The organism is Herbiconiux sp., from assembly GCF_023264895.1.
In the GTDB taxonomy this organism is placed as follows: domain Bacteria; phylum Actinomycetota; class Actinomycetes; order Actinomycetales; family Microbacteriaceae; genus Herbiconiux.
Genome location: NZ_JAHFUY010000072.1, coordinates 1 through 24,503 on the forward strand (window position 1 = coordinate 1; position 24,503 = coordinate 24,503).

The window sequence follows — 24,503 nt, forward strand, 5'->3', positions numbered from 1 at the left end:
CCGCACCTCGTCCGTTCCGCACCTCATCAGTTCCGCACCTCCTCCGGTCTGCACCTCTTCCCTTCCCCACCTCATCGGTTCCGCCCCCTCATCCGTTCCACCTTCCGATCCGCGCCGCGCCCTCGGGCCGGCCCTCAGACTCGCGGCCGCCGCGCCTCTCCCCCCTGGGTGCGGCGGTCGCGACCACCCCGAGCGGGCCATCACCGCTCGCTCGGCGGTCCCGCCGGCTTCGCGGCCGGCACCCCGCTCCTGCGGGATCACTGGTCGCTGATCACCGATCACCAATCATTGATCACGCAGGATCGGCCACCGACTCGCGGCCGTCGCACTTCCCCCGGTGCGGCGGTCGCGACTTCCTTTCGCGACCTGTTCCTGTCTTCAGGCCGACTTCCGCATCAGTGCTCCGCAGTCGCGACCTAGCAGCCATGCCACCCCCGTTCTTGTGAAGCGCGTTTGGGTTTGCTCAGAGGGTGCGGTGCTCCCCGGCGCGGACCGAGCGACCCGGTACCTTTGCAGATATGGTGACGCGAGTTCGACGAGCACGCCCGGAGGACTCGGGCATCGTGTCCGCCGTCGCGGCGGAGACGTTCGAGCTGGCGTGCCCTCCCGGAACAGCACCCGAAGCCATCGCCGCCTTCATCGCCGACAAGCTCTCCGAGCCCACGTTCTCCGAGCACCTCCGAGGCGGCACCCACACGGTGCTCCTCGCCGACGTCGACGGCGAGATCGCCGGTTACACCATGCTCATCGCCGGCGAACCGGCCGATCCGGATGTCGCGGCCACCGTGACCGCTCGGCCCACCATTGAGCTCAGCAAGTGCTACGTGCGTCGCACGTTCCACGGGCTCGGCGTCGCCACGACCCTCATGGAGGCGTCCCTCGCCTTCGCCGCGGAAGCCGGCGCCGCCAGCATCTGGCTCGGCGTCAACCAGCAGAACGCCCGCGCCATCCGCTTCTACGAGAAGCGCGGCTTCGCCAAGGTCGGCACGAAGACCTTCCTCGTGGGCGACGAGCTGCACGACGACTTCGTGCTCGAGCAGCCCCTCCCCGCCGTGGTCGACCTCGCCCCCTGACCCCCAGGTCACCGCCCGCGACCGCCCGTGCCACCACCGCGGGATCTGCCCTAGTCGCCACCGCCCCAGTCGCCACCGCCCGTGAGTAGCAACTGCTCATAACCGCACGCCCGATCGGCTGACATCCTCGGAGCACGACCCACTCCGAAAGCGACCCCCATGCCCCTGCGCTCGCGCCTCCTCGCCCGGCTCCGAGCTGCGCCGGCCAAGGGGGCCGCGATCCTCCTCTGCCTCGTGCTCGCACTCACGCACCTCGCGGTGGAGCAGGGCGACACCGCAGCCAGCCCCAGGCCATTCACCGCCTCAGCCTCAGCCGCACCCGCCTCGGCCACACCCGCCGCCGCACCGACGCTGCCCATCCCCACCCGCATCCACGGTGTCGACCGCTACGACCAGGCCGTCCAGGCATCCCGCGCCGGCTTCGACCGCGCCGACATCGTCTACCTCGCGAGCGGGCAGGCGTTCGCAGACGCGCTGGGCGCAGGCGCCGTGGCCGGCACCCACCGCTCACCCCTCCTCCTCACTCCGCGAGACGCTCTACCGCCGCTCGTCATCGCCGAGATCGCCCGGCTCCAGCCGACGATCGTGGTCGTGGTCGGCGGCACAGCTTCGGTCTCCGACGATGTGCTCGCCCAGCTCTCCCGCAGCATCACCGGGGCCACCTTCCTCCGCATCGACGGCGCGGATCGCTACGAGGTCTCCCGCGCACTCGTCACCGACCCTGTCGTCGGCGTCCCCGCTGCCGACGTCGTGCTCTTGGCAGCGGGAGCCGGGTTCGCCGACGCGGTCGCCGCCGCCCCCGCCGCCGTGCGCGCAAACGGCGCGATGCTGCTCGTGAACGGCGCGGGCTCCGGCCTGCCCCCGCCCACACACGCCGCCATCCGTGCTTTCGACCCGGCAGCCGTCACGCTCCTCGGTGGCACCACCACCATGAGCGCCGGCATCGAGAGTGAGCTCCGGATGCTGGGCCACGGGGTCTCGCGCGTCTCCGGCGCCGACCGCTACGAGGTCGCCGTCGCGCTCAACAGCACGGCGCATCCGGCACCCCCTGGCGGCACGGTCTACCTCGCGAGCGGCACCGCCTTCCCGGATGCGCTGAGCGGCGGCCCCCTCGCCGGCAGCCGCGGCGCCGCCATCTACCTCGTGCGCCCCACCTGCGTTCCATGGGCGGTGCTCGCCGACCTCCACCGCCTCGCCCCCCGCGAGATCGTGCTCCTGGGCGGCCCAGCCACCCTCAGCCCGTCCGTGCAGAGCCTCACCCCGTGCTGACCACCGCCCACCCGTCACTTCTCATGCCAAAACCCATGGGGAAGTGTGGAAAGTGACGTCTCGGCAGACTGCAACCACCCACGAGCCCCAGAACACGAGCCACAGGGGGCGAGGCTCAGAAGGGGAGGTGCCCCACCTGCAGCACGAGCTTGCCGCGGGTGTGGCCGCGCTCGATCGCGCGGTGCGCCTCCGCGGCATCGGCGAGCGGGAAGACCTCGTCGATGTGCACCCGCACGTCGCCGGAGTCGATCAGCCGCGTGACCACGGCCAGTGTCGCCGCATCCGGTGCCACCTTGAACGTCGTGGCCCGCATGCCCGCCGCGGCCGCCTCCTCCACGAAGCCCGGCCAGCTGCCGGTGGGGGCGTTGACGATGAGCCCGCCCGGCCGCAGCGTCGCAAGCGAACGCGTGCCGGTGGAGGCGTGCACGTTGCCCACCAGGTCGATCACCACATCCTGCTCCGACACCTGCTCGGCGAAGTCGACCGCCGAGTAGTCGATCACCTCGGCCGCTCCGAGCTCCCGCAGCCAGCCCTGGTTGCGGCCCGACCCGGTGGCCGTGACCCGGGCACCGAAGTAGCTCGCGAATTGCACCGCGAAGTGCCCGACCCCACCGGCGGCGGCGTGGATGAGCATCCGCTGCCCCTCGTGAGCCTTCGCGAGTTCCACCACCATGCCCCACGCCGTGAGAGCGGCGAGCGGCACCCCGGCGGCCTCGATGAGCGAGAGCGAACGGGGCTTGCGGGTGACCTGGAGGCTCGGCACGGACACGAGCTCGGCATACGACCCGGCACCGCGCGGCACCGACATCATGCCGTAGACCTCGTCGCCCACATTGAGGGCGTGCCCCTCGAAGGGCGTCTCGACCACCACGCCGGCGAAGTCGTAGCCGAGGATGCAGGGGAAGCCGTCGATGGCGGCCGACACCCCGGAACCCGCCCGCGTCTTCGCGTCGATCGGGTTCACACCGGCGGCGGCGACCTTCACGAGCACCTCGGCGTTCACCCGCACGGGCGAGGGCACGGTGGCGACCGTGAGCTCCGAAGGCTCCCCGGTGCGGCGGATCACCGCGGCCTGCATCGTCGACGGGTGGGTGAGCGTCGGACTCGATGTGCTCGTGCCCGGTCCACTCAGCTGCTCGATCATCCAATGCCTTCCGTAGAGTTCGAACGCCACGGGAGGGCTCGGGCTACCCGCCTCACTGCGCAGCCTGTTCGGCTTGCTCCCACGCTAGGCGGCGAATGATTCGCCGGTGTTACGGTCACATCACTGTGGTGCAAACTCACCGCGCACGAGCCCGCACCGGTACCATGCAGTGACCCGCCCTCCAGGAGTACCCACCCATGACGATCGCCGCCCTCCGCCCCTGGGGCCTCGTGCTCGCCGCGCTCGCCACCACCGCCGGACTCACCCTTATCTGGGTGGCCCGCCTCTCGGCCGACCGCTACCTCTACGTGAGCGAGCTCGGCGCCACCGGCGAGCCGACGGCCGAGGTCTTCCGCTGGGGGATGACGCTCGTGGCGGCCTCCGCCGCACTCGTCGCGCTCTGCGCCCCGAGACTCCATCCGCGAGTGCGCTGGCTCGCCGTGGCCCCGCCCGCCGTCGTGCTCGGCGGTGCGGCCGTCGCCTTCGGCATCGCCTCGCAGGTCACCTGCACCTACGGCTGCCCGCTCCCCGTGGGCCCCGCGTTCACCTGGCAGGATCTCGTGCACACCGTCTGCGCCGTCATCGGCTTCGCGGGCGCGGCGTTCGTGATGCTCCAGGTCTCGGTCGACCGCCGCTTCACGGGCCTCGCGCGCTTCTCGATGTCGGCCGCCATCGCGGTGGCCGTCATCGCCGGCGTCGGCGGCCTGCTCTCGCTGCTGCGCTTCGGCACGCAGGTCGGCGGCATCCTCGAGCTCGTGGCCACCACCATCGCGCTGGCCTGGCTCGCCACCCTGGCGCTCGTGCTCGCCGCGGCGGAGTTCCGCGCCGGGCGGCACGCGTCAGAAAGCCCTCAGGACCAGCCCAGCCACTCCGCGACCCCGCCGCGCGTGGCCGCCACGTACGCCGAGTAGTCGTCGTCGCGCGCCGGCAGCGGCACGCTCACGGCGCCGTCGAGCTCGTCCATCCACAGCTCCGCCACGGGCACCGGATGCACGGGGTCGCGGGGTGCCCAGACGATCGCGGTGGGCAGGTCGAGAGCCCCGACGTCGTCGGCGGGGGTGAAGGCCCGCGACCGGGGGATCTCGATCAGCCGGGCCGCGCGCTCCACCGCGAACGGGCTCCGGAACTGCTCGAGCAGCCCCGCCGCTCCGAGTCGCGACTCGGCCCGCACCGAGCCGTAGAGATCGGTGTCGAGGAACGCGCGCTCGCCCTCCTGGGCGCCGAGATCGGCCAGCAGCTCACCGATCACCGGGAAGGCGCGGAGGTTCGAGGGCAGCGACTCGTCGGTGAACGCGGGGCGCACGAACACGGCGTGCGTGAGCGGCAGCGCCTCGGTGAGCGCGAGCCGCAGGGCGAGCGCCGCCCCCATCGAGATGCCGATCACGGTGACGGGCGCTCCCGCGCGGCCGGCCGCCTCCTGCGAGGCGAGCACGTCCCGGGCGATGCGCGCGGCCATGGCCTCGAGCGTCAGTTCCGACGGCGAGGCGGGGTCGACATCCGCTCCGTGTGCCCGGGCATCCGGGGCCACAAGGTGCGCACCCGCCGGCACGATCGGGGAGAACATCGACAGCGCATCCTCCCGCGACCCACCGAGCCCGTGGAGCAGGAGGACGGTGCCAGCTGAACCGCCAGAACCGCCAGAACCGCCAGAACCGCCAGCCCCGGCAGCCCCGCCCGTCACGGCCGTCCCCGTTCCCCGCGCATCCACGCCAGCAGCTCGTCGGCCCGCCGCACGAGCAGCTCGATCTCGGACTCGTCGCGCGAGACCCACTCGCACCGCGGCGCCCCGGAGATCGGCACGAAGTCGACGTGCTGCTCCCACACCACGAGGGTGCGCTCGGCCCCGAGCACGTACTGCTGCCACCAGACCTGGCGGAGGTAGCTCCGCGGAATGCTCTTCCACGGCTTCGAGGTGGTCTTGATCTCGGCCAGCTCGACACTGCCGTCGTCGGCGAGGCGGATGCCGTCCGGAGTCGCGAGGTGTCGCCGCTCGCGGGCGGCGTGGAAGAGCGCGGCGCTCGGCTCGATCGCGTACTCCGAGCGCACCCAGGCGGCGATCTCGGGCTCACGGGCCCGGCCGTGATCGGTGAAGGCGTTGCCGCCGAAGCCCGTGCCGTTGAGCTTCTCCCAGGCCACCGAGGCGACGGCCCGGTCGCTCGCGAGCCGGGCGGCATCGGTGGCGGTGACGCCGCGGCTGCGTGCCCGGAGCCACGCCACCCGATCGGTCGAGGAGGTCACCAGTCGCGCGAGATGCGGAGCGGGCGGCGGGGGAGTCACCTCGTCCTCTTCCCAGGGGAAGGAGAGCATGAGAGACGTCACCCCACCATTGTCGCTCACACCCCGGACAGGCGAGGTCAGCGACATCCGGCATCGGCCGGCGACATTCTCAGACTCCGCATCGGAGGCTCATAGACTCCTCATAGCCGACTCCCGATACTGGAGATGTGACCATCGACGCCTCCCTCATCTCCGGCGGCAGCTCCGCCGCCAAGCAGCCCCGCCTCCGCCGTGCCGACGGCTCTCCCGTGCGCGCCCTCGTCGTCGACGACGAGAACACGCTCACCGATCTGCTGTCCATGGCGCTGCGCTACGAGGGCTGGGAGGTCAAGACCGCGAGCGAGGGCCGCCAGGCCATCACGCTCGCCCGCGAGTTCCGCCCCGACGTGATCGTGCTCGACGTGATGCTCCCGGACATCGACGGCCTGCAGGTGCTGCAGCGCGTGCGCAGCGACGGCCAGGAGACGCCCGTGCTCTTCCTCACCGCGAAGGATGCGCTCGACGACCGCATCGCCGGGCTCACCGCGGGCGGCGACGACTACGTCACCAAGCCGTTCAGCCTCGAGGAGCTCGTGGCGCGGCTCCGTGGTCTCATCCGCCGCAGCACCCTCGTGGTGGCCGACGCCGACGACCCGGTGGTCACCGTCGGCGATCTCGAGCTCGACGAGGACAGCCACGAGGTGTTCCGCGACGGCCACTCGATCGAGCTCACCGCGACCGAGTTCGAGCTCCTGCGCTTCCTCATGCGGAACCCCCGCCGGGTGCTCAGCAAGGCCCAGATCCTCGACCGCGTGTGGAGCTACGACTTCGGCGGCAAGTCGAGCGTCGTGGAGATCTACATCTCCTACCTGCGCAAGAAGATCGACGCCGGCCGTGCCCCCATGATCCACACGGTGCGCGGCGCCGGCTACATGCTGAAGCCCGCCCTGTGACCCTCCGCCGCACGCTGATCCTGAGCGTGCTCGGGCTCATCGCCCTCGCCGGCATCGTGATCGGGCTCGTGAGCACCCTCGCGCTCAACAGCTTCCTGCTCACCCAGCTGGATGCGCAGGTGCGGGAGGCCTCGAACCGCACGCTGATGTCGCTGCAGAGCCCGGACCAGAGCCCACGCCCCGAGATCTCGCTGGGGCAGGCATCCGGAACCGTGGTGGCGGTCATCTCGGGCGGCACCGCGGTGATCGGCTACGTGCTCGACGAGTACGGCCGGACCGAGTCGCTCACGGCCGAGCAGCTCGAGGCCCTCGACGCGGTCACCGCCGCGGCCGAGCCCACGAGCTTCACGATCGGCGACCTGGGCGCCTACCGCATCGACACCCAGGTCATCACCACCGCCGGCGACATCGTGGTGACGGGCCTCCCGCTCGACGACGTCACGAGCACCCTCTCCCGCCAGATCATCGTGATCGCCGGCATCACCGCGATCGCCATGGTGGTGGCCGGTGTGGCCGGCCTGCTCATCATCCGCCTGGCCCTCAGGCCGCTCGACCGCGTCACCGCCACCGCCACCCGTGTCGCAGAGCTCCCGCTCGATCGCGGCGACGTCGCGCTCGCCGAACGCGTTCCCGCCGTGGACACCGATCCCTCCTCCGAGGTGGGCCGCGTGGGACTCGCGTTCAACCGCATGCTCGAGCACGTGGCATCCGCTCTCACCTCCCGGCAGCAGAGCGAGAACAAGGTGCGCCAGTTCGTGGCGGATGCGAGTCATGAGCTCCGCACACCCCTCGCGTCGATCCGGGGCTACGCCGAGCTCACCCGGCGCACCGTCGACGACCTGCCGCCCGATGTGGCGCACTCGCTCGGCCGCATCGAGTCGGAGGCGACCCGCATGACCACGCTCGTCGAGGACCTGCTGCTGCTCGCCCGCCTCGACTCCAAGCCCGAGCTCGCGCGCGACGAGGTCGACCTCTCGCTCGTGCTCGTCGACGCGGTCAGCGACGCCCACGTGGCCGGCCCCGACCATCGCTGGGAGCTCGACCTCCCGGAGGAGCCCGTCACGGTCTCCGGCGACGCGCATCGCCTGCATCAGGTCTTCGCCAACCTCCTGGCCAACGCCCGCGTGCACACGCCGGCGGGAACCACCGTGGTCGCCTCGGTGCGGGTGAGCGACGCGGGCAGCGAGCCGGCGGCTCTCGTCGAGATCGCCGACGACGGCCCCGGGATCGATCCCGAGCTCGTGCCCACGCTCTTCGAGCGCTTCGTGCGGGGCGACGGATCGCGGTCGCGTCACGCCGGCAGCACCGGGCTCGGCCTCGCCATCGTCAAGGCGGTCGTGGACGCGCACGGCGGCGAGGTGTCGGTGCGGAGCGGGGAGGGCCGCACGGTGTTCGCGGTGACCCTACCCCTTCGCGCCTGATCCGGCCACGGACGAGCGGAGTACCCCGAACGGGGGTAGGTTCAGGCCCACGGCCATCTCCGGCCGAGGGGGAACATCCCGAACACCGAAAGGGTGAGACATCACCATGAACATCCTGCTCATCATCATCGCGATCATCGCCATCGTCCTGCTCTTCACCGGCGGGTTCGTCTCGTCGCTCAACTTCCTGCTCTGGGTGGGCCTCATCCTCCTCGTGCTGGCGGTCATCGTCTTCCTCGTGCGGATGATCTCCGGCAACAAGCGCGTCTAGCCCCTCGCAGACCGCCGGGCCCGAACCCGGACCACGCACCCTCGCGGTGCCGGCCATCGCTCGCGTACTGTGAGCGGTGTCGGCGCGCGGGGGTGCGTCTGATTGAGGGGGCGGGATGGCGCAGAGGGGTGGGATGGCGCGAAGGGGTGGGATGGCGCAGACGGAGCACTCGGCGAAGTGGGTGCGGGTGCTCGACGAGTCGCGCCGCCAGCCGTTCGCGCAGGTCATGCTGTTCGTGGCCGTCGTCGTCGTGACCATCGCGGCCTACCTCATCGATCCCGGCCTGATCGGTCCCGAGTACGTGGCCGCGACTCTCGCCGTGGCCGTCCTCACCGCGGTGAGCGTCATCGTCGAGGCCAACGGCTGGGGCGCTTCCGGTTCCGCGACGAGTCTGTGGTTCGCCGCCTTCCCGCTGCTGGACATCGTGGCCTGCATCTTCATCCGCGGAGCACTCGTCGACGTGCTGCCCGTCGCCGGCCTCCTCGTCATCTTCCCGATCGCCTGGCTCTCGTTCGCCTTCCCCGCCCCGCTCATGGCCGCCGGGATCGCCGGCACCGCGCTCGTCACGGCGTATCCGCTGCTGCGCGACGGCGAAGGGATCGACGATCCGGGCGACTGGTCCCGCGTCTTCGCGCTGCCGATCGTCGTGACGCTCTTCGCGGTGGCCACGGCCGCCGTCGGCCGCGATCTCGTGATCAGGCAGAGACGTGCGGATGCCGAGGCCGAGCGCGCCAGGTCGGCCCAGCTCAGCTCGACCGAGGCCACCCTCACCATCCGCGCCCTCGTCGAGACGTCTCCGGATGCGCTCGCCGTCTTCGATCTCGACGGCCGCGCGATCGTCGCCAACGAGGCGGCTCACGCCGTGGGTCGGAAGGTGGGCCGCCCCGACATGCTGCTCGTCGGCGAGTTCACCGAGGTCTACGACGAGCGCGGGCAGAAGATCCCGGTCGGGGGCGCCACGATGGAGCAGATCCTCGACGGCGTGCTCGCCGAGCCCCAGCGCGTCACGGTCGGCCCTCCGGGATCGCAGCTCACCCTGTCGGTGTCGGCGAGGCCCGTTCCCGGAGCCACCGGCGAGCCCATCGCCGTGGTCATGGTCGCGCACGACGTGACCGAGCTCGTGCACGCCATCGAGGTGCGCGACCGGTTCCTCGACGACGTGGGCCACGAGCTGAAGACCCCGCTCACCGCCATCCTCGGTCACGCCGATCTGCTGGCCGACGCTCCGGATGCGGCCACGGTGGCGCAGGCGGCCACGATCCGCCGGGCGGCCGAACGCCAGTGGGGGGTCGTCAACCAGCTGATGTCCGCCGGCCGCACGTCGGTCGAGGCGCTGGCCGCCGATGCACCGGCCGATGCGTCGGCGGATGCGCCGGCCGCTGTGGAGGTCGTCGACGCGAGCGCGGTCATCGAGCGCGGAAGTGAGGCCGCCCGACTCGCAGCGGCCGAGAAGGGCGTCGACTTCGCCGCGGTGCTCGACGCCGTCGAACCGGTGCGGTTCGCGGAGCGCGACCTCCTCGCGCTGGCGGAGGCGATCACCTCGAACGCGGTGCAGTTCACCCCCGCGGGAGGGACGGTCGTCGTGGGTCTCCGCCGAGAGGGCGACGCGGCTCTGCTGGAGGTGTCGGACACCGGGATCGGGATGACCCCCGACGAGCAGCAGCACGCCTTCGACCGCTTCTACCGCACCGCCTCCTCGCGCGAGCAGGCGGTCCCGGGGCTCGGCCTCGGGCTCAGCATCGCCCGCACGCTCGCGGAGACGAACGGCGCCACGATCTCGCTCGAGTCTGCGCCCGGACACGGAACGGTCGTGACCGTGCGGATGCGGTTTGCATCCGGGCGCGTCGTGACCTAGTCTGTACGAGGCCAAAGACCGCCGGTTGTCGGAACGAACCAGTTCCGGCCGAAGATTCGCGTGAGCGAAGACCAGCGCAGGTGTACGAAGCAAGCTCCCGTGTTACTCGTGGTGTTCAAGCTCCGGCCTCCTGCGCCGGAGCTTTTCTCATCTGCACCCCTCGAATCGGGCCGACGTTCATCCCGGCCACACCAACGATTACTAGGAGCGCCATGGCGAACAAGGAAGCCTCGGTAGCCGAGCTCACGGAACTCTTCCAGAGCTCGACCGCCGTCCTGCTGACCGAGTATCGCGGTCTCACGGTCGCCCAGCTGAAGCAGCTGCGCGGATCCATCCGTGAGCACGCGTCATACGCCGTGGTGAAGAACACGCTGACCAAGATCGCGGCGAACAACGCTGGCATCTCGTCGTTCGACGACGAGCTCGTCGGCCCGTCCGCGATCGCATTCGTCCACGGTGACCCCGTGGCCGTCGCAAAGTCGCTGCGTGACTTCGCCAAGGCACACCCTCTTCTGGTCGTGAAGGGCGGTTACTTCGACGGTAACCCCCTGACCGCCGATGAGGTCACCAAGCTCGCCGACCTCGAATCCCGTGAAGTCCTGCTGGCGAAGCTCGCCGGTGCCTTCAAGGCTTCGCTGTTCGGTGCCGCATATCTCTTCAACGCACCGCTGTCGAAGGCCGTTCGCACGGTCGAAGCGCTGCGTGAGAAGCAGGAGTCCGCTTCCTAGGCTCACGCCCGGGACTGCGGTTGAACTAACTACCAAACCAAGGAGAACAACATGGCAAAGCTTTCCACCGAGGAACTGCTCGAGGCTTTCAAGGAGCTCACCCTCATCGAGCTCAGCGAGTTCGTCAAGGCGTTCGAGGAGACCTTCGAGGTCACCGCGGCTGCCCCCGTCGCCGTCGCCGGCGCTGCCGGCCCGGCTGCCGCCGCCGCTGAAGAGGTCGAGGAGAAGACCGAGTTCGACGTCATCCTCGAGGCTGCCGGCGAGAAGAAGATCCAGGTCATCAAGGAGGTGCGCGCCCTCACCAGCCTCGGCCTCGGTGAGGCGAAGGCACTCGTCGACGGTGCTCCCAAGGCCGTCCTCGAGGGCGCCAACAAGGAGACCGCGGAGAAGGCCAAGGCTCAGCTCGAAGAGGCTGGCGCCACCGTCACCGTCAAGTAGTCTTCTTCTTCTACTTCTTCAGAAGCCCCGGGCCATCGGCTCGGGGCTTCTGTCGTTGCCCGTGCCTGCGTGGCCGGGGGCTACGAACCGGCCCGAGGGCGCGGAGGGGCCGTCGACGAGCGCATGACCAGGCGGGTGGGCGCGAAGGCGTGCCCCGCATCCGGGCTCCAGCCGGGCTGCTCGAGCTGACGGATGACCCAGTCGACCGCGTGCTCGCCCTGCAGGTCGGGGCGCTGCTCCACCGTGGTGAGGCCGAACATGTCCGAGAGCGGATGGTTGTCGATGCCGATCACCGACAGGTCGTCGGGCACCGAGATGCCGAGCTCGCGGGCGGCGAGGATGACGCCGATCGCCACCTCGTCGGCCGCGGCGAAGACGGCGGTCGGCCGACGGCGAGGATCGCCGAGGAGCTGCTTGCCCACCCGGTAGCCTCCCGGGATGTCGAAGCGCGTGGCCAGGTAGGAGTTCTCGTCGTGAGGGAGGCCCGCGGCCGTCAGCGCCTCGAGGAAGCCCTTCAGCCGCTTCGAGTGCACATGGAAGTCCATCTGCTCGTCGACGTCGCCACCGACGTGCACGATGTCGCGGTGGCCGAGGAGCAGCAGATGCTCGGTCGCGAGGCGCGCTGCCGCAACGTCGTCGATGCTCACGGTGGGGATGCCCTCGAGCGGCCCTCCGATGCCGGCGATCGGCTTGCCGAGGCCCACGAGTCGCTCGGTCTCGGCGGGGGTGATCTCGAGCGTGACGGCGATCACGGCGTCGACGCGCTTGCGCACGAGGAAGTACTCGAACACCTTCGAGCGCTCCTCCACCGTCTTGGAGACGTTGTAGAGCATGAGGTCGTAGCCGCGATCCAGGAGCGCCCGTTCCACACCTTCCAGGATGCTGCCGAAGAACCACTGGTTGATGCGCGGGATGATCACGCCGACGTTGTTCGTGCGCCCGGTGACGAGGCTCGAGGCGCTCGAGGAGACGACGTAGCCGAGGCGGTGGGCGGCATCCGACACCTTGGCCCTGGTCTCGACCGAGACGTACCCGCGGCCGCTCAGGGCGCGCGAGACCGTGGCCTTCGAGACCCCGGCGAGGCTCGCCACGTCTTCGATTCCCGACACGGTGACCTCCTCGTCGACCTTCGTCTGCAAACGCTTCCAGAATCCTAGCGCCCTTGTCCGGGACGCCGCGAGAGCCACTGTGGCGGGAAGCTCGAAGCACGTCATCGTGAGAGCGCTCTCTGCAACCTAATCGTTACTTTTCTTCCCCGCCGTCCGATCGCTTGTGCTTTGCGGAAACTTATGGAAAGGTTTCCTGAACCAGGCCCCCATTGGCACCACAACGGGGCGCTCATACTCAATGAGGAGGAGAAATGCGGTCTATCCTGCACCGCCGTGTCACAGCCCCAATCGCCGTCGCGACCGGGCTCGGTCTCGCACTCGTCGGCTGCTCAGGCGGCGCCGGGGGAGGAGCCGGAGGCTCTTCAGGCGAAGCTGACGGCGTCGTCACCGTCTACGGCACCATCGCCGACACCGAGGCCGAGCTGCTCGAGCAGTCCTGGGCCGACTGGGAGGAAGAGAACGGCATCGACATCCAGTACGAGTCGTCCAAGGAGTTCGAGTCGCAGATCGGCATCCGCGCCCAGGGCGGCAACCCGCCCGACCTCGCGATCTTCCCGCAGCCGGGTCTTCTCGCCGACCTCGCCTCGCGCGACTTCATCAAGCCCGCGCCCGAGGGCGTCGAGGCCAACGTCGACGAGTACTGGTCCGAGGACTGGAAGGCCTACGGCACGGTCGACGACACGTTCTACGGCGCGCCGCTGATGGCATCCGTCAAGGGCTTCGTCTGGTACTCGCCCAAGCAGTTCGCCGACAACGGCTGGGAGGTGCCCGGCACCTACCAGGAGATGCTCGACCTCACCGCGACGATGCAGACCACCCTGGGCTCGCAGCCCTGGTGCGCCGGCTTCGGCTCGGGCGACGCCACCGGCTGGCCGGGAACGGACTGGGTCGAAGACCTCGTGCTCCGTCAGTCCGGCCCGGAGGTCTACGACGAGTGGGTCGCCAACGAGGTCCCCTTCACCGACCCGCAGATCGCCGACGCGTTCACCTCGGTGGGAGAGATCCTGCTCGACCCGAACTACGTCAACGCCGGCTACGGCGACGTCAAGTCGATCAACAGCACCGAGTTCGGTGACGTCGCGACCGGCATGGCGCAGGGCACCTGCTCGCTCACGCACCAGGCCTCGTTCTTCGACGGCTTCCTGGTCGACGCCGGTGCCGAGGTCGGCCCCGACGCCGACATCTGGGCCTTCGTGACCCCGCCGGTCACCGAGGGTGAGACCGCCGTCACGGGTGGTGGCGAGATCGTGGGCGCCTTCACCGACGACGAGGACACCGTCAAGGTGCAGGAGTACCTCTCCAGCCCCGAGTGGGCCAACAGCCGCGTCGCCCTCGGCGGCGTGATCTCGGCCAACACGGGCCTCGACCCGGCCAACGCGCAGAGCCCCATCCTGCAGCAGGCCATCGAGATCCTCCAGGACCCGAACACCACGTTCCGGTTCGACGCCTCCGACCTCATGCCCGGTGCCGTCGGCGCCGGCACCTTCTGGAAGGGCATGGTCGACTGGATCAACGGCACTCCCCAGGAAGAGGTCCTCACCTCCATCGAAGGCGGCTGGCCGACCGAGTAGGTTGGTTGCACCCCAGAGGCCGCCCGGTGACGCCGGGCGGCCTCTGGGGGCACGTCAAGAGTTCAGAGTCGCACTCGAAAGGCTGCCATGTCAGAGTTCCTGCTCTGGGTCGGGGGACTACCACCGCTCGCCCAGATACCCATCGTCGTCCTCGCCTTCGCGGCCGTCGTGGCGCTGATCCTGTTCTTCATCGAGATCGCCCCGCGATCCGGTCGCAAGTACACGATCATCCGTCTCGCCGTCTGCGTGATCGCGCCGTTCCTCGCCCTCGTGCTGGTCGGTTCGGTCTGGTGGGCCGCGCTCATCGCGGCCGCCTTCGGCCTTCTGTTCTTCTGGCTCGACAAGCGCTCCAAACAGGGTGCCGGCTACCTCTTCCAGCTGTTCGGATTCCTCGCACCCGCGATCATCCTGCTGCTGATCGGCCTCATCTACCCCACCATCAAGACCGCCGTCGACTCGCTGTTCTCCAGCCGCGGCAACTTCGTGGGGCTCGACAACTTCGCCTGGGTGCTCACCAACCCGCAGAACCTCCGGGTCATCCTCAACACCATCATCTGGGTGCTCGTGGTGCCCACTCTCTCCACGGTGTTCGGTCTGGCCTACGCGGTCTTCATCGACAAGAGCCGCGGCGAGAAGTTCTTCAAGATCATCGTCTTCATGCCCATGGCGATCTCGTTCGTGGGCGCCTCGATCATCTGGCGCTTCGTCTACACCTACCGCCCCGAGGACCAGAACCAGATCGGTCTGCTCAACCAGCTCGTGGTGTGGTTCGGCGGTGAGCCCCAGCAGTGGCTCTCCCAGTCACCGTGGAACACCTTCTTCCTCATCATCGTGCTGATCTGGATCCAGACCGGCTTCGCGATGGTCATCCTCTCGGCCGCCATCAAGGGCGTGCCGACGGAGCAGATCGAAGCGGCGGAGCTCGACGGCACCAACGCCTGGCAGCGGTTCACCAACGTCACGGTCCCCGGCATCCGCTCATCGCTGATCGTGGTGGTCACCACCATCTCGATCGCCTCGCTCAAGGTCTTCGACATCGTGCGCACGATGACGGCGGGCGCGAACGAGACGAGCGTGCTGGCGAACGAGATGTACACGCAGTTCAAGAACTTCGAGTACGGCCGGTCGGCCGCATTCGCCGTGATCCTGTTCATCCTGGTGATGCCGATCGTCATCTACAACGCCAGACAGATCAAGAAGCAGAGGGAGATCCGATGAGCGCCGTCCAGCCGATCGACCTGCCGGTCGATCCCTCGACGAAGAAGCAGCTCCGCGCCGGCGAGAGGGAGCTCGAGCGTGAGGAGCGCCCCGCCAAGCGCGTGAAGCGGCGGCTCACCAGCCGCGGTGCCACCGTGGCGGCGCTGATCATCGCGATCGTGTGGACGATCCCGACCTTCGGCCTCTTCATCTCCTCGTTCCGCGACCGCAACGACATCCAGACCACGGGCTGGTGGACGAGCATCTTCAACCCGAGCTTCACGCTCGACAACTACGCCGAGGTGCTGCAGTCGGGCAACTCGTCGGTCACGATCGCCTCGTCGTTCGTGAACTCGATCGCCATCACGATCCCGGCGACGCTCATCCCGCTCTGCATCGCGGCCCTCGCGGCCTACGCCTTCGCCTGGATCGACTTCAAGGGCAAGGACTGGCTGTTCATCGGCGTCTTCGCGCTGCAGATCGTCCCCATCCAGATGGCGCTCGTGCCGCTGCTGTCGCTGTTCTCCCGCGGTGTCGCGGTGGGCGACGACTGGATCTTCTCGGGCATCCCCTCCTCGGGCACGTTCTCGCAGGTGTGGATCGCGCACACGATCTTCGCGCTTCCGCTCGCGATCTTCCTGCTGCACAACTTCGTCTCGGAGATCCCGCGCGAGGTCATCGAGGCCGCGCGCGTGGACGGTGCGGGGCACGGGCAGATCTTCTTCCGGATCATCCTGCCGCTGACCATGCCGGCGCTCGCGTCGTTCGCCATCTTCCAGTTCCTCTGGGTGTGGAACGACCTCCTGGTGGCGCTCATCTTCGCCGACGGGGCGGTGGCGCCGATCACGAAGCTGCTGGCCGAGATCACGGGGTCGCGCGGGCAGGACTGGTACCTCCTCACGGCGGGCGCGTTCGTGGCCATCGTGGTGCCGCTGATCGTGTTCTTCGCGCTGCAGCGGTTCTTCGTGCGGGGGCTCCTCGCGGGCTCCACGAAGGGCTGACGCGCGCTTTCGCCCGGACAACGCCACACGTCGCGGCAACCGGCTCTCTACAGGGCTCGGATGCCGCGACGTTCGGCGTTGTCCGCGATGATCACCCTGGCGGTTTCGCCGTGGGAGGAACTCGACGGTGGTGTCGGCGGCTCGGCGTAGTGTGAGCGCATGAGCGGAGCGGGCGGTGGGCGGATGAGCGAGGCCGCTGCGGCCGGTGGGCGCGGGCATCCGGGCGGCCGCGGGTCGCGGGTGTCGTCCGGCGACGCGGAGCGGCAGAAGGCCGCCAACGCCGACGCGCCGCGCATCCCGCACCTGTTCCACCGCATCCGGGAGCTGTTCGTGCCCTACAAGCGCGCGCTCGTGGTCACGGGGCTGCTCGTGCTCGTGGGGGCGGCGCTCACCGTGCTGCCGCCGCTGCTCACCCAGCAGGCGTTCGACCTCGGGCTGTTCCCGCCCGGCGGGCGCCCCGACATCCCGGTGCTGCTCGAGCTCGTGGGGCTCATGGTGCTCATCTGGATCGTCTCGGCGGCCCTCGGCGTGTGGCAGACCTACCTCACCGCGAAGGTGGGCAACCGGGTGATGGGCGATCTGCGCATCCGGCTCTTCTCGCATCTGCAGCGCATGGAGCTCGCGTTCTTCACGCGCACGAAGACGGGCATCATCCAGTCGCGGCTGCAGAACGACGTGGGCGGCGTGGCCAACGTGCTCACCAACACGGTCTCGAGCGTGCTCGGCAACACCGTCACGGTGATCGCGGCGCTCGTGGCGATGCTGCTGCTGAGCTGGCAGCTCACGATCGTGGCCGTCGTGCTCATGCCGATCCTCGTGTCGGTGCAGCGGCGGGTGGGGCAGGTGCGGGCGCGCATCGCAGGGCAGACCCAGGAGTCGCTCTCGGACATGACGGCCATCACCCAGGAGACCCTCTCGGTCTCGGGCATCCTCTTGGCCAAGAGCTTCAACCGGCAGAGCGCCGAGGTGGCGCGCTACTCGGCCGAGAACGACAACCAGATCTCGCTGCAGGTGCGGCAGCAGATGAGCGGTCAGTGGTTCTTCGCCATCGTGCAGATCGTGCTCTCGATCGTGCCGGCCGTGGTCTACCTGGCCGCGGGCTACCTCATCGCCGGGGGAGTGGATGTGACGGCCGGCACCATCGTGGCGTTCACGACCGTGCAGGCGCGGCTGATGTGGCCGCTGCTCGGCCTCATGCGCGTGGGGCTCGACCTGCAGACGAGCGGGGCGCTCTTCGCGCGCATCTTCGAGTACCTCGACCTCAAGCCCGCCATCACCGACCGACCGGATGCGGTGGCGCTCCCGGCGTCGGCGGCGGCCGGCCGTGTCGCGTTCGACGACGTGAGCTTCGTGTATCCGGACGGCGAGGCGTCGAACCCCACGCTCGACGGCGTCTCGTTCACGATCGAGCCGGGCCAGTTCGCGGCCTTCGTGGGGCCCTCGGGTGCGGGCAAGACGACCGTGTCGTATCTCGTCCCGCGGCTCTACGAGGCGACCTCGGGTCGCGTGCTGGTCGACGGGCGTGATGTGCGCAGCGTCACGCACGAGTCGCTCGTCGACCGGCTCGGGATCGTGAGTCAGGAGACCTACCTCTTCCACGCGACGATCGAGGAGAACCTCCGCTACGCCAAGCCCGACGCCACGGCCGAGGAGCTGGCGGATGCGGCGCGGCGGGCCAACATCCACGAGCGCATCATGAGCTTCCCGGAGGGCTATCGCACGGTGGTGGGCGAGCGCGGCTACCGGCTCTCGGGCGGCGAGAAGCAGCGGATCGCGATCGCGCGGGTGCTGCTGAAGGATCCGGCGGTGCTCATCCTCGACGAGGCCACGAGCGCGCTCGACTCCATCTCGGAGCGGGTGGTGCAGGATGCGCTCGACGAGGCGGCCTCGGGGCGCACGACGATCGCGATCGCGCACCGGCTGTCGACGATCGTCGACGCCGACGTGATCTTCGTGGTGGATCACGGGCGGATCGTGGAGTCGGGCACGCACGCCGAGCTGCTCGCGCGGCAGGGGGCGTACTCCCGGCTCTACGAGCAGCAGCTCAGCACGGTGTAGGGCGGCGGGGCGACCGGCGACCGGCGTCTGGCGTCTGGCTCGGCCTGGTCGGCCTGGGCGGCCTGGCGGTGGCGGCCGTGAGGCGCGCGCGGTTCAGCCCAGCTGGTCGAGGCGGGCGATGGCTGCCGTGAGGCGGTCGGCTGCGGCGTCGAGCTCCGGGCGGGCCGACTCCGCCGCGGGGTCGCCGTCGGTGTGCGAGGCGAGGATGCCGGTGTCGGCCACGAGATTGGCACGAGCACCGGCGACGGCGCCGCGGAGGGCCGCGCAGGCGACGACGACGTCGGCGTGCACCGCCGGGTTCGCATGGGTGTGCAGCCACTCGAGGTCGGCCACGAGGGGGAGGGCGGCGTCTCCGAGCGACTCGGACGAGGTGGCGGCGTCGAGGCTGGCCTCCCGGATGGCGTGCTCGCGCTCGGCCTCCTTGCGGATGCCGAAGGCCTCGCCGAACTGCTGGGACGCGTCGCCGTCGAGGTCGGCCAGCTCGAGAGCCCGCTCGCGGAGGGCGGCGGCGCGGCCGGCGATGGCGGCGCGCTCGCGCTCGCGCTGCTGCACCTGCTCGTGCCCATCCGACGTGTCAGCGGCCGCTTCGTAGCGCTCGGGCGCCGTGTAGGCGGCGGCCATCGCGGCGAGCGAGGCCGCCATCGCGAGCATCACCCCTGCGGCGGCTCCGCCGCCCGGGTCGCCCACGGGCTCGGCGAGGCGAGCGGTCCATTCCCGCAGGCCTGACTGGCGGGCGCTGACCTCGGGCGGGGTGTCGTCGCTCATCCCACCACTCTGCCCCACCCCGGCCCCCTCTGCCGAGACGTCACTTTCCACGCATCCGGAGGGGATATGGCGTGGAAAGTGACGGTTCGGCAGACGGGGGTGTGAGGAGAGCTAAAGGCCCTGGGCGAGGCGGTAGTAGGCCTGGTTCCAGCGGACCTCGTTCTGGAAGCCGCGGAGTGTCGTGGCCTCGTCGATCGTGAGGAGCTCGGTCTTGGCGATCGCCGCGAAGTCCTCGAAGACCTCCACGCCGACCGCGGTCGACATGACCGTGTGGTGCGCAGCACCCGCGGTGAGCCAGGCGGCGGCGGAGGTGGCGAAGTCGGGTGCCGGACGCCAGACGGCACGGCCGACCGGGAGGTTCGGCAGGGGAGCGCGGGGCTCGACGACCTCGACGACGTTGGCGACGAGACGGAAGCGGTCGCGCATGTCGCTCAGCGCGACCACGACGGCCGGGCCCGGGTCGGCCGTGAAGACCAGGCGCACCGGGTCGTCCTTGCCGCCGATGCCGAGCGGGTGGATCTCGAGCGACGGGCGCGCGGTCGTGAGCGAGGGGCTCACCTCGAGCATGTGGGCACCGAGGATGGTCTCGGCACCGTCGACGAGGTCGTAGGTGTAGTCCTCCATGAGGCTCGCACCACCGGGGAGGCCCGCGCCCATGACGTTGGCGGCGCGCACGAGGATGGCGGTCTTCCAGTCGCCCTCGGCGCCGAAGCCGTAGCCCTCGGCCATCAGGCGCTGCACGGCGAGGCCGGGCAGCTGCTTGAGGGCGCCGAGGTCTTCGAAGCTCGTGGTGAAGGCGCCGAAGCCGCCCTCCTCGAGGAACGAGCGGAGGCCGATCTCGATGGCCGCGCCGTCGCGCAGCGACTGGTGACGGTCGGCTCCCGCACGGAGCTCGGGGGCCACGTCGTAGAGCTCCTCGTACTCGGCGACGAGGGCGTCGACGGCGGCGGTGTCGGCCTCGGCGAGGGCCACGGCATCCGCCAGCTCGTTCACGCCCCAGGTGTTGACCTGCACACCGAAGCGGATCTCGGCCTCGGTCTTGTCGCCCTCGGTCACGGCGACGTAGCGCATGTTGTCGCCGAACCGGGCGAGCTTGAGGGTCTTGACGGCCTGCCATCCGGCCGCAGCGCGCGCCCAGCCGGCGATCTGCGTCTGCACCCGGCGGTTGGTGGCGTGGCCGACGACGGTCTTGCGGGCGACGCCGAGCCGGGTCTGGATGTAGCCGAACTCGCGGTCGCCGTGCGCCGCCTGGTTGAGGTTCATGAAGTCGAAGTCGATGTCGGCGTAGGGCAGCTCGACGTTCGCCTGGGTGTGCAGGTGCAGCAGCGGCTTGGCGAGGGCCTCGAGACCGGCGATCCACATCTTGGCGGGGCTGAACGTGTGCATCCAGGCGATGACGCCGATCACGCGGTCGTCGGCGTTGACGTCGAGTGCCGCGCGGCGGATGGATTCGCTGTCCTTCAGGACCGGCTTCCAGACGATCTTGACGGGGACCTCGCCGGAGCCGTCGAGCGTCGCGACGATCTGCTGCGACTGCTCGGCGACCTGGCGGAGGGTCTCCTCGCCGTAGAGGTTCTGGCTGCCGGTGAAGAACCAGATCTCGAAGGGCTCGAGGGAGGTGCTGAGACGGGTCATGCGAGGGATCCTGTCGGGTCTTGTCCGTAGACGTTCTGGTAGCGGTTGAAGAGGGAGTCGATGGCGCTCGGCTCGATGGGCTGGGGGCCGCCGAGCTGGCGGGCGAAGAAGACGGTGCGGGCGACGTCCTCGACCATGACGGCGGCCTTGACGGCGTCGCGCGCATCCTTGCCGATGGTGAAGGGGCCGTGGCTCTTCATCAGCACGGCGCGCGAGCGGTGGCCCTTGAGGGTCTCGACGATGCCGCGGCCGATGGAGTCGTCGCCGATGATGGCGAACGGGCCGAGCGGCACCTCGCCGCCGAACTCGTCGGCCATGGCGGTGGTGACGCAGGGGATCGCTTCGCCGCGTGCCGCCCAGGCCACGGCGTAGGGGGAGTGCGTGTGCACGACCCCGCCGACCTCGGGCATGTTGCGGTAGACGTAGGCGTGCGCGGCGGTGTCGCTGCTGGGAGAGCGGTCCGAGCCCTCGGTGCCCGGGACGACCGTGCCGTCGAGGTCGCAGAGGATCATGTTCTCGGGGGCGAGGTCGTCGTAGTCGACGCCCGAGGGCTTGATCACGAAGAGGTCGGCGCCGGGGACGCGGCCGGAGATGTTGCCGCCGGTCCACACGACGAGCCCGTAGCGCACGAGCTGGGCGTGCAGGTCGCTGACCTGCTGGCGCACGCGCGCGATCTCGGCCACGAGGGCGGCCGTGGGGGCGAAGGGGGCCGCCGTGTCACCGGGGGCGGGGAGGTCGGTCATGGGGTGGTGCTCCTTGGGGAGGTCGGTGCGGAATCGCGTGCCGGTCCGGGGGGTCGCGGCGGGTGGGTGGGGACGACGGGATGGGACTCAGTGCTCTCGGGGTCAGAGGCTCTCGACGGCCGCGCGCTCGACGGACAACCCGGCGCGGTAGCGCTCGAGGTAGGTGGCGAAGCCGGCGACGTCGGCGGGGTCGGGGGCCGTTGTGTCGAAGGGGGCGTCGGCGAAGATGCGCTCGCGGAGGTAGGTGCCGAGATCTTGGGTGGGGGCGGTGTTGGTGGCGGCGGGCAGGGTGGCGGAGCCCTCGGTGGCGCCGGCGTGGCTGGCGGATGCGAACGCCGCGAGCACCGCGATTCCCCAGGGGCCGCCCTCGGAGGCGGTGGCCGCCACCGAGACCGGGGCGTCGAGCGCGCCGGCGAGGAAGCGCTGCGCGACTCCGGCCGTGCGGAACATGCCGCCATGGGCGAACATCGAATCGATGGCGACGCCCTCACCGTGGAGCACCCGCATGCCGAGGGCGAGCGTGCCGAACACCCCGTAGAGCTGGGCGCGCATGAAGTTGCCGAGCGTGAGCCGGCTGTCGGGCGTGCGGACCACGAGCGGCCGGCCCTCGTCGAGCCCGGCGATCGGCTCGCCGGCGAGGTGGTTGTAGGCCAGGAGGCCGCCGGCATCCGCTTCGCCCTCGAGCGCCTCGCGGAAGAGGACGTCGAAGACGGCGTCGCTGTCGACGGCCGATCCGGATGCGGGGGCGCTCTGCTGGGCGAAGCGGGTGAACAGGCCGGCCCAGGCGGCGATCTCGCTCGCGCCGTTGTTGCAGTGCACCATGGCGACCGGGTCGCCCGCGGGGGTGGTGACGAGGTCGAGCTCGTGGTGCACCTCGGCGAGGGGGCGCTCGAGCACGATCATGGCGAAGATGCTGGTTCCGGCGCTGACGTTGCCCGTGCGCGGGGCCACCGAAGCGGTGGCGACCATGCCGGTGCCCGCGTCGCCCTCGGGCGGGCAGAGGGGGATGCCGGGGCGGAGGGTGCCGGTGGGGTCGAGGAGCGCTGCGCCCTCGGGCGTGAGCTCGCCCGCGGGCTGTCCGGCGACGAGCACCTGGGGCAGCAGCGCGGCGAGGGGGCGGGTGAGGGCGGGAGCGGTGGTCGTGCCGGAGCCGGATGCGTCGGTGCGGGATGCGCTCAGCGCGTCGTAGCGCGCCACGAGCTCGGCGTCGTAGTCGTGCGTGCTCGAGTCGATGGGGAACATGCCGGAGGCGTCGCCGATGCCGATCACGTGGCGTCCGGTGAGGCGCTCGTGCACGTAGCCCGCGAGGGTGGTGATGGAGTGGATCCGCGACACGTGGGGCTCGGCGTCGAGTACGGCCTGGTGGAGGTGCGCGATCGACCAGCGGAGCGGGATGTTGAGGCCGAAGAGCTCGGTGAGCTCGGTGGAGGCCTGCCCGGTGGAGGTGTTGCGCCAGGTGCGGAAGGGCACGAGCAGCTCGCCGTCGGCGTCGAAGGCGAGGTAGCCGTGCATCATGGCGGAGATGCCGAGGGCGCCGACCGTGTCGGGGCGCACGCCGTGGCGGGTCTCGGCATCGGTGACGAGGGCGGCGAAGGCCTGCTGGAGGCCGGTCCAGACGGAGTCGAGGGAGTAGGTCCAGACGCGGTCGACGAACTCGTTCTCCCAGTCGTGGCTGCCGACGGCGAGCACCTGGGTGGGGTCGTCGTCGGCGATGAGGCAGGCCTTGATGCGGGTGGAGCCGAGCTCGATGCCGAGGGAGGTGCGGCCGGAGAGGATCGCCTCCGCGGGGGTGGTGGCGGGCTCGCTCATGGCGCTCGGACTCCTTCGGCTCTGCAGGCGATCATCGGGTGATCGTTAATGTGATCGATCACATTAAGGACGAGTGTAGGCGAAACGGGAGCGATGCGAAAGTGGACCTACGTCGCATCCGGAGTGGTCGCGGACCATGCATCCGGAGTGGTCGTGGACCACGCATCCGGAGTGGTCGCCCGACTACGCATCCGGAGTCGCCGCAGGGGCTGCGGTCGACTCGCGCAGCACGAGCACGGGATCGACCGACGGCGCCACGTCGCGGTCGTCGAGCAGGAGGTCGAGCGCGCGGCGGCCGGCCTCGGCGAAGTCCTGCCGCACGGTCGTGAGGGCGGGCAGGTAGTGCCGTGCCTCCGGGGTGTCGTCGAAGCCCACCACGCTGAGGTCGTCGGGAACCCGGAGCCCTGCGTCGTGCGCGGCGTGCAGCAGCCCGAGCGCCATCTGGTCGTTCGCGCTGAACACGGCGGTCACGCCCTGGGCGAGCAGTGCGGCGCCCTGCCGGTAGCCGGATTCGGCGCTCCAGTCGCCGGTGACCACGGGTGCGTCGGTGAGGCCTCGAGCGGCGAGCTCCTGCTGGAAGCCGGCGAGTCTGGAGGAGGCGTCGATCCAGTCCTGCGGGCCCGCGAGGTGTCCGATCCGCTTGTGCCCGAGCTCGGCGAGGTGGGCGGTGGCGAGGCGCGCGGCGTGCAGCTGGTCGAGGGCGGTCTCGGATTCGTCGGTGGTGCCGAGGGTCTGCACGGTCACGTAGGGCACGCTGAAGGTGAGCTTGGCGAGGGTGTCGAGCACCTTCGGCTGGGGTGCGATCACGACGATGCCCTCGGCGGCGAGGGCCACGAGGTGGTTGAGGGCCTCGTCGATGGAGGCCTGGTCGAGGCCGTCGGCGTTGGCGATGCTCACGCTGTAGCCGCGGCTGCGCGCGGCGGTCTCGACGGCGGCGATGCTCGACGACGGGCCGTACTCGCCGCCGGCGGTGGAGAGGATGCCCACGATCCGGGATCTGCTCGTCACGAGTGCTCGTGCGGCGAGGTTGGGGCGGTAGTCGAGCTCGCGCATGGCGTCGAGCACCCGCTGGCGGGTGGTGGGGCGAAGGCTCGGGTGGTCGTTGAGCACGCGGGAGACGGTCTGGTGGGAGACACCGGCGAGCTTCGCGACGTCGAAGACGCTCGCGGCGCGCGGGGGGCGGCGGGCGGCGGGGGGCGGCGCGGTG

At 70.3% G+C, this 24,503-nt stretch carries 22 protein-coding genes; 13 read left to right on the top strand and 9 right to left on the bottom strand.

Annotated elements, in window-relative coordinates:
- The first annotated feature begins 518 nt into the window (after positions 1–518).
- Positions 519–1,073: a GNAT family N-acetyltransferase gene (locus Q0D57_RS13570; protein ID WP_291044915.1), complete on the top strand. Its 555-nt coding sequence runs from the start codon at positions 519–521 to the stop codon at positions 1,071–1,073.
- Between the two features lie 159 nt (positions 1,074–1,232).
- Complete coding sequence (locus Q0D57_RS13575; RefSeq protein WP_291044919.1) at positions 1,233–2,342, top strand: cell wall-binding repeat-containing protein; 1,110 nt, start codon at positions 1,233–1,235, stop codon at positions 2,340–2,342.
- A 115-nt stretch (positions 2,343–2,457) separates the two neighbouring features.
- Here Q0D57_RS13575 and Q0D57_RS13580 read toward each other — a convergent pair whose 3' ends face one another.
- Positions 2,458–3,420 (bottom strand): NADP-dependent oxidoreductase, encoded by a 963-nt coding sequence (locus tag Q0D57_RS13580; RefSeq protein WP_291044972.1) that lies wholly within the window; start codon positions 3,418–3,420, stop codon positions 2,458–2,460.
- Positions 3,421–3,683: 263 nt separating this feature from the next.
- Between Q0D57_RS13580 and Q0D57_RS13585 the strand changes: the two genes are divergently transcribed.
- Positions 3,684–4,397 (top strand): DUF998 domain-containing protein, encoded by a 714-nt coding sequence (locus Q0D57_RS13585; RefSeq protein WP_291044922.1) that lies wholly within the window; start codon positions 3,684–3,686, stop codon positions 4,395–4,397.
- On the opposite strand, the gene Q0D57_RS13590 is transcribed toward Q0D57_RS13585, so the two are convergent.
- Together Q0D57_RS13590 and Q0D57_RS13595 are read right to left on the bottom strand one after the other, a co-directional pair.
- The gene (locus Q0D57_RS13590) at positions 4,337–5,263 is read right to left on the bottom strand and encodes an alpha/beta hydrolase (protein ID WP_366518625.1); all 927 of its coding nucleotides are present in this window, start codon (positions 5,261–5,263) and stop codon (positions 4,337–4,339) included. The two genes, Q0D57_RS13585 and Q0D57_RS13590, sit on opposite strands and share 61 nt — an antisense overlap.
- Positions 5,164–5,793 carry a YqaJ viral recombinase family protein gene (locus Q0D57_RS13595; protein ID WP_291044975.1) on the bottom strand — a complete coding sequence of 210 codons (630 nt, stop codon included), beginning with the start codon at positions 5,791–5,793 and terminating at the stop codon, positions 5,164–5,166. Before Q0D57_RS13595 ends, Q0D57_RS13590 begins: the two co-directional genes overlap by 100 nt.
- Before the next feature lie 137 nt (positions 5,794–5,930).
- On the opposite strand from Q0D57_RS13595, the gene Q0D57_RS13600 reads away from it, so the two are divergent.
- The 6 genes from Q0D57_RS13600 (at position 5,931) to rplL (ending at position 11,408) form a co-directional block, all read left to right on the top strand.
- Positions 5,931–6,695 carry a response regulator transcription factor gene (locus tag Q0D57_RS13600; RefSeq protein ID WP_291044926.1) on the top strand — a complete coding sequence of 255 codons (765 nt, stop codon included), beginning with the start codon at positions 5,931–5,933 and terminating at the stop codon, positions 6,693–6,695.
- On the top strand, positions 6,692–8,116 hold the full coding sequence (locus tag Q0D57_RS13605) for an ATP-binding protein (protein ID WP_291044929.1): 1,425 nt from the start codon (positions 6,692–6,694) through the stop codon (positions 8,114–8,116). Before Q0D57_RS13600 ends, Q0D57_RS13605 begins: the two co-directional genes overlap by 4 nt.
- A 106-nt stretch (positions 8,117–8,222) precedes the next feature.
- Positions 8,223–8,387, top strand: a complete 165-nt coding sequence (locus tag Q0D57_RS13610) for a hypothetical protein (RefSeq protein ID WP_259529552.1) — start codon at positions 8,223–8,225, stop codon at positions 8,385–8,387.
- Between the two features lie 151 nt (positions 8,388–8,538).
- On the top strand, positions 8,539–10,242 hold the full coding sequence (locus tag Q0D57_RS13615) for a PAS domain-containing sensor histidine kinase (protein WP_291044939.1): 1,704 nt from the start codon (positions 8,539–8,541) through the stop codon (positions 10,240–10,242).
- Positions 10,243–10,454: 212 nt separating this feature from the next.
- Positions 10,455–10,970 carry a 50S ribosomal protein L10 gene (gene rplJ / locus Q0D57_RS13620; RefSeq protein WP_291044942.1) on the top strand — a complete coding sequence of 172 codons (516 nt, stop codon included), beginning with the start codon at positions 10,455–10,457 and terminating at the stop codon, positions 10,968–10,970.
- A gap of 51 nt (positions 10,971–11,021) precedes the next feature.
- Positions 11,022–11,408, top strand: coding sequence for a 50S ribosomal protein L7/L12 (gene rplL / locus Q0D57_RS13625; protein ID WP_259529557.1), 387 nt, complete (start codon positions 11,022–11,024; stop codon positions 11,406–11,408).
- A gap of 80 nt (positions 11,409–11,488) precedes the next feature.
- On the opposite strand, the gene Q0D57_RS13630 is transcribed toward rplL, so the two are convergent.
- Entirely contained in the window at positions 11,489–12,547 is a 1,059-nt protein-coding gene (locus tag Q0D57_RS13630) for a LacI family DNA-binding transcriptional regulator (protein ID WP_366518627.1), read from the bottom strand.
- Between the two features lie 221 nt (positions 12,548–12,768).
- Here Q0D57_RS13630 and Q0D57_RS13635 point away from each other — a divergent pair, with 221 nt between their 5' ends.
- From Q0D57_RS13635 to Q0D57_RS13650, 4 genes are all read left to right on the top strand, one after another.
- Positions 12,769–14,088: an ABC transporter substrate-binding protein gene (locus tag Q0D57_RS13635; RefSeq protein WP_291044947.1), complete on the top strand. Its 1,320-nt coding sequence runs from the start codon at positions 12,769–12,771 to the stop codon at positions 14,086–14,088.
- A gap of 87 nt (positions 14,089–14,175) precedes the next feature.
- The gene (locus tag Q0D57_RS13640) at positions 14,176–15,306 is read left to right on the top strand and encodes a sugar ABC transporter permease (RefSeq protein WP_291044952.1); all 1,131 of its coding nucleotides are present in this window, start codon (positions 14,176–14,178) and stop codon (positions 15,304–15,306) included.
- Positions 15,303–16,286 (top strand): carbohydrate ABC transporter permease, encoded by a 984-nt coding sequence (locus tag Q0D57_RS13645; protein WP_291044955.1) that lies wholly within the window; start codon positions 15,303–15,305, stop codon positions 16,284–16,286. The genes Q0D57_RS13640 and Q0D57_RS13645 overlap by 4 nt, the downstream gene beginning before the upstream one ends.
- Before the next feature lie 183 nt (positions 16,287–16,469).
- The gene (locus tag Q0D57_RS13650; protein ID WP_291044980.1) at positions 16,470–18,344 is read left to right on the top strand and encodes an ABC transporter ATP-binding protein; all 1,875 of its coding nucleotides are present in this window, start codon (positions 16,470–16,472) and stop codon (positions 18,342–18,344) included.
- Between the two features lie 93 nt (positions 18,345–18,437).
- Here the strand turns inward: Q0D57_RS13650 and Q0D57_RS13655 are convergent, their stop codons facing one another.
- The 5 genes from Q0D57_RS13655 to Q0D57_RS13675 form a co-directional block, all read right to left on the bottom strand.
- A complete protein-coding gene (locus tag Q0D57_RS13655; protein ID WP_291044958.1) occupies positions 18,438–19,109 on the bottom strand; it encodes a cyclodeaminase/cyclohydrolase family protein in 672 nt (223 codons plus the stop codon).
- A 111-nt stretch (positions 19,110–19,220) separates the two neighbouring features.
- Positions 19,221–20,744, bottom strand: coding sequence for an L-arabinose isomerase (gene araA / locus Q0D57_RS13660; RefSeq protein ID WP_291044961.1), 1,524 nt, complete (start codon positions 20,742–20,744; stop codon positions 19,221–19,223).
- Complete coding sequence (locus tag Q0D57_RS13665; RefSeq protein ID WP_291044964.1) at positions 20,741–21,487, bottom strand: L-ribulose-5-phosphate 4-epimerase; 747 nt, start codon at positions 21,485–21,487, stop codon at positions 20,741–20,743. Before Q0D57_RS13665 ends, araA begins: the two co-directional genes overlap by 4 nt.
- A gap of 102 nt (positions 21,488–21,589) precedes the next feature.
- Positions 21,590–23,296 carry an FGGY-family carbohydrate kinase gene (locus Q0D57_RS13670; RefSeq protein ID WP_291044967.1) on the bottom strand — a complete coding sequence of 569 codons (1,707 nt, stop codon included), beginning with the start codon at positions 23,294–23,296 and terminating at the stop codon, positions 21,590–21,592.
- 183 nt (positions 23,297–23,479) lie between these two features.
- On the bottom strand, positions 23,480–24,503 hold a 1,024-nt coding region (locus tag Q0D57_RS13675; protein ID WP_291044969.1), incomplete at its 5' end, for a LacI family DNA-binding transcriptional regulator.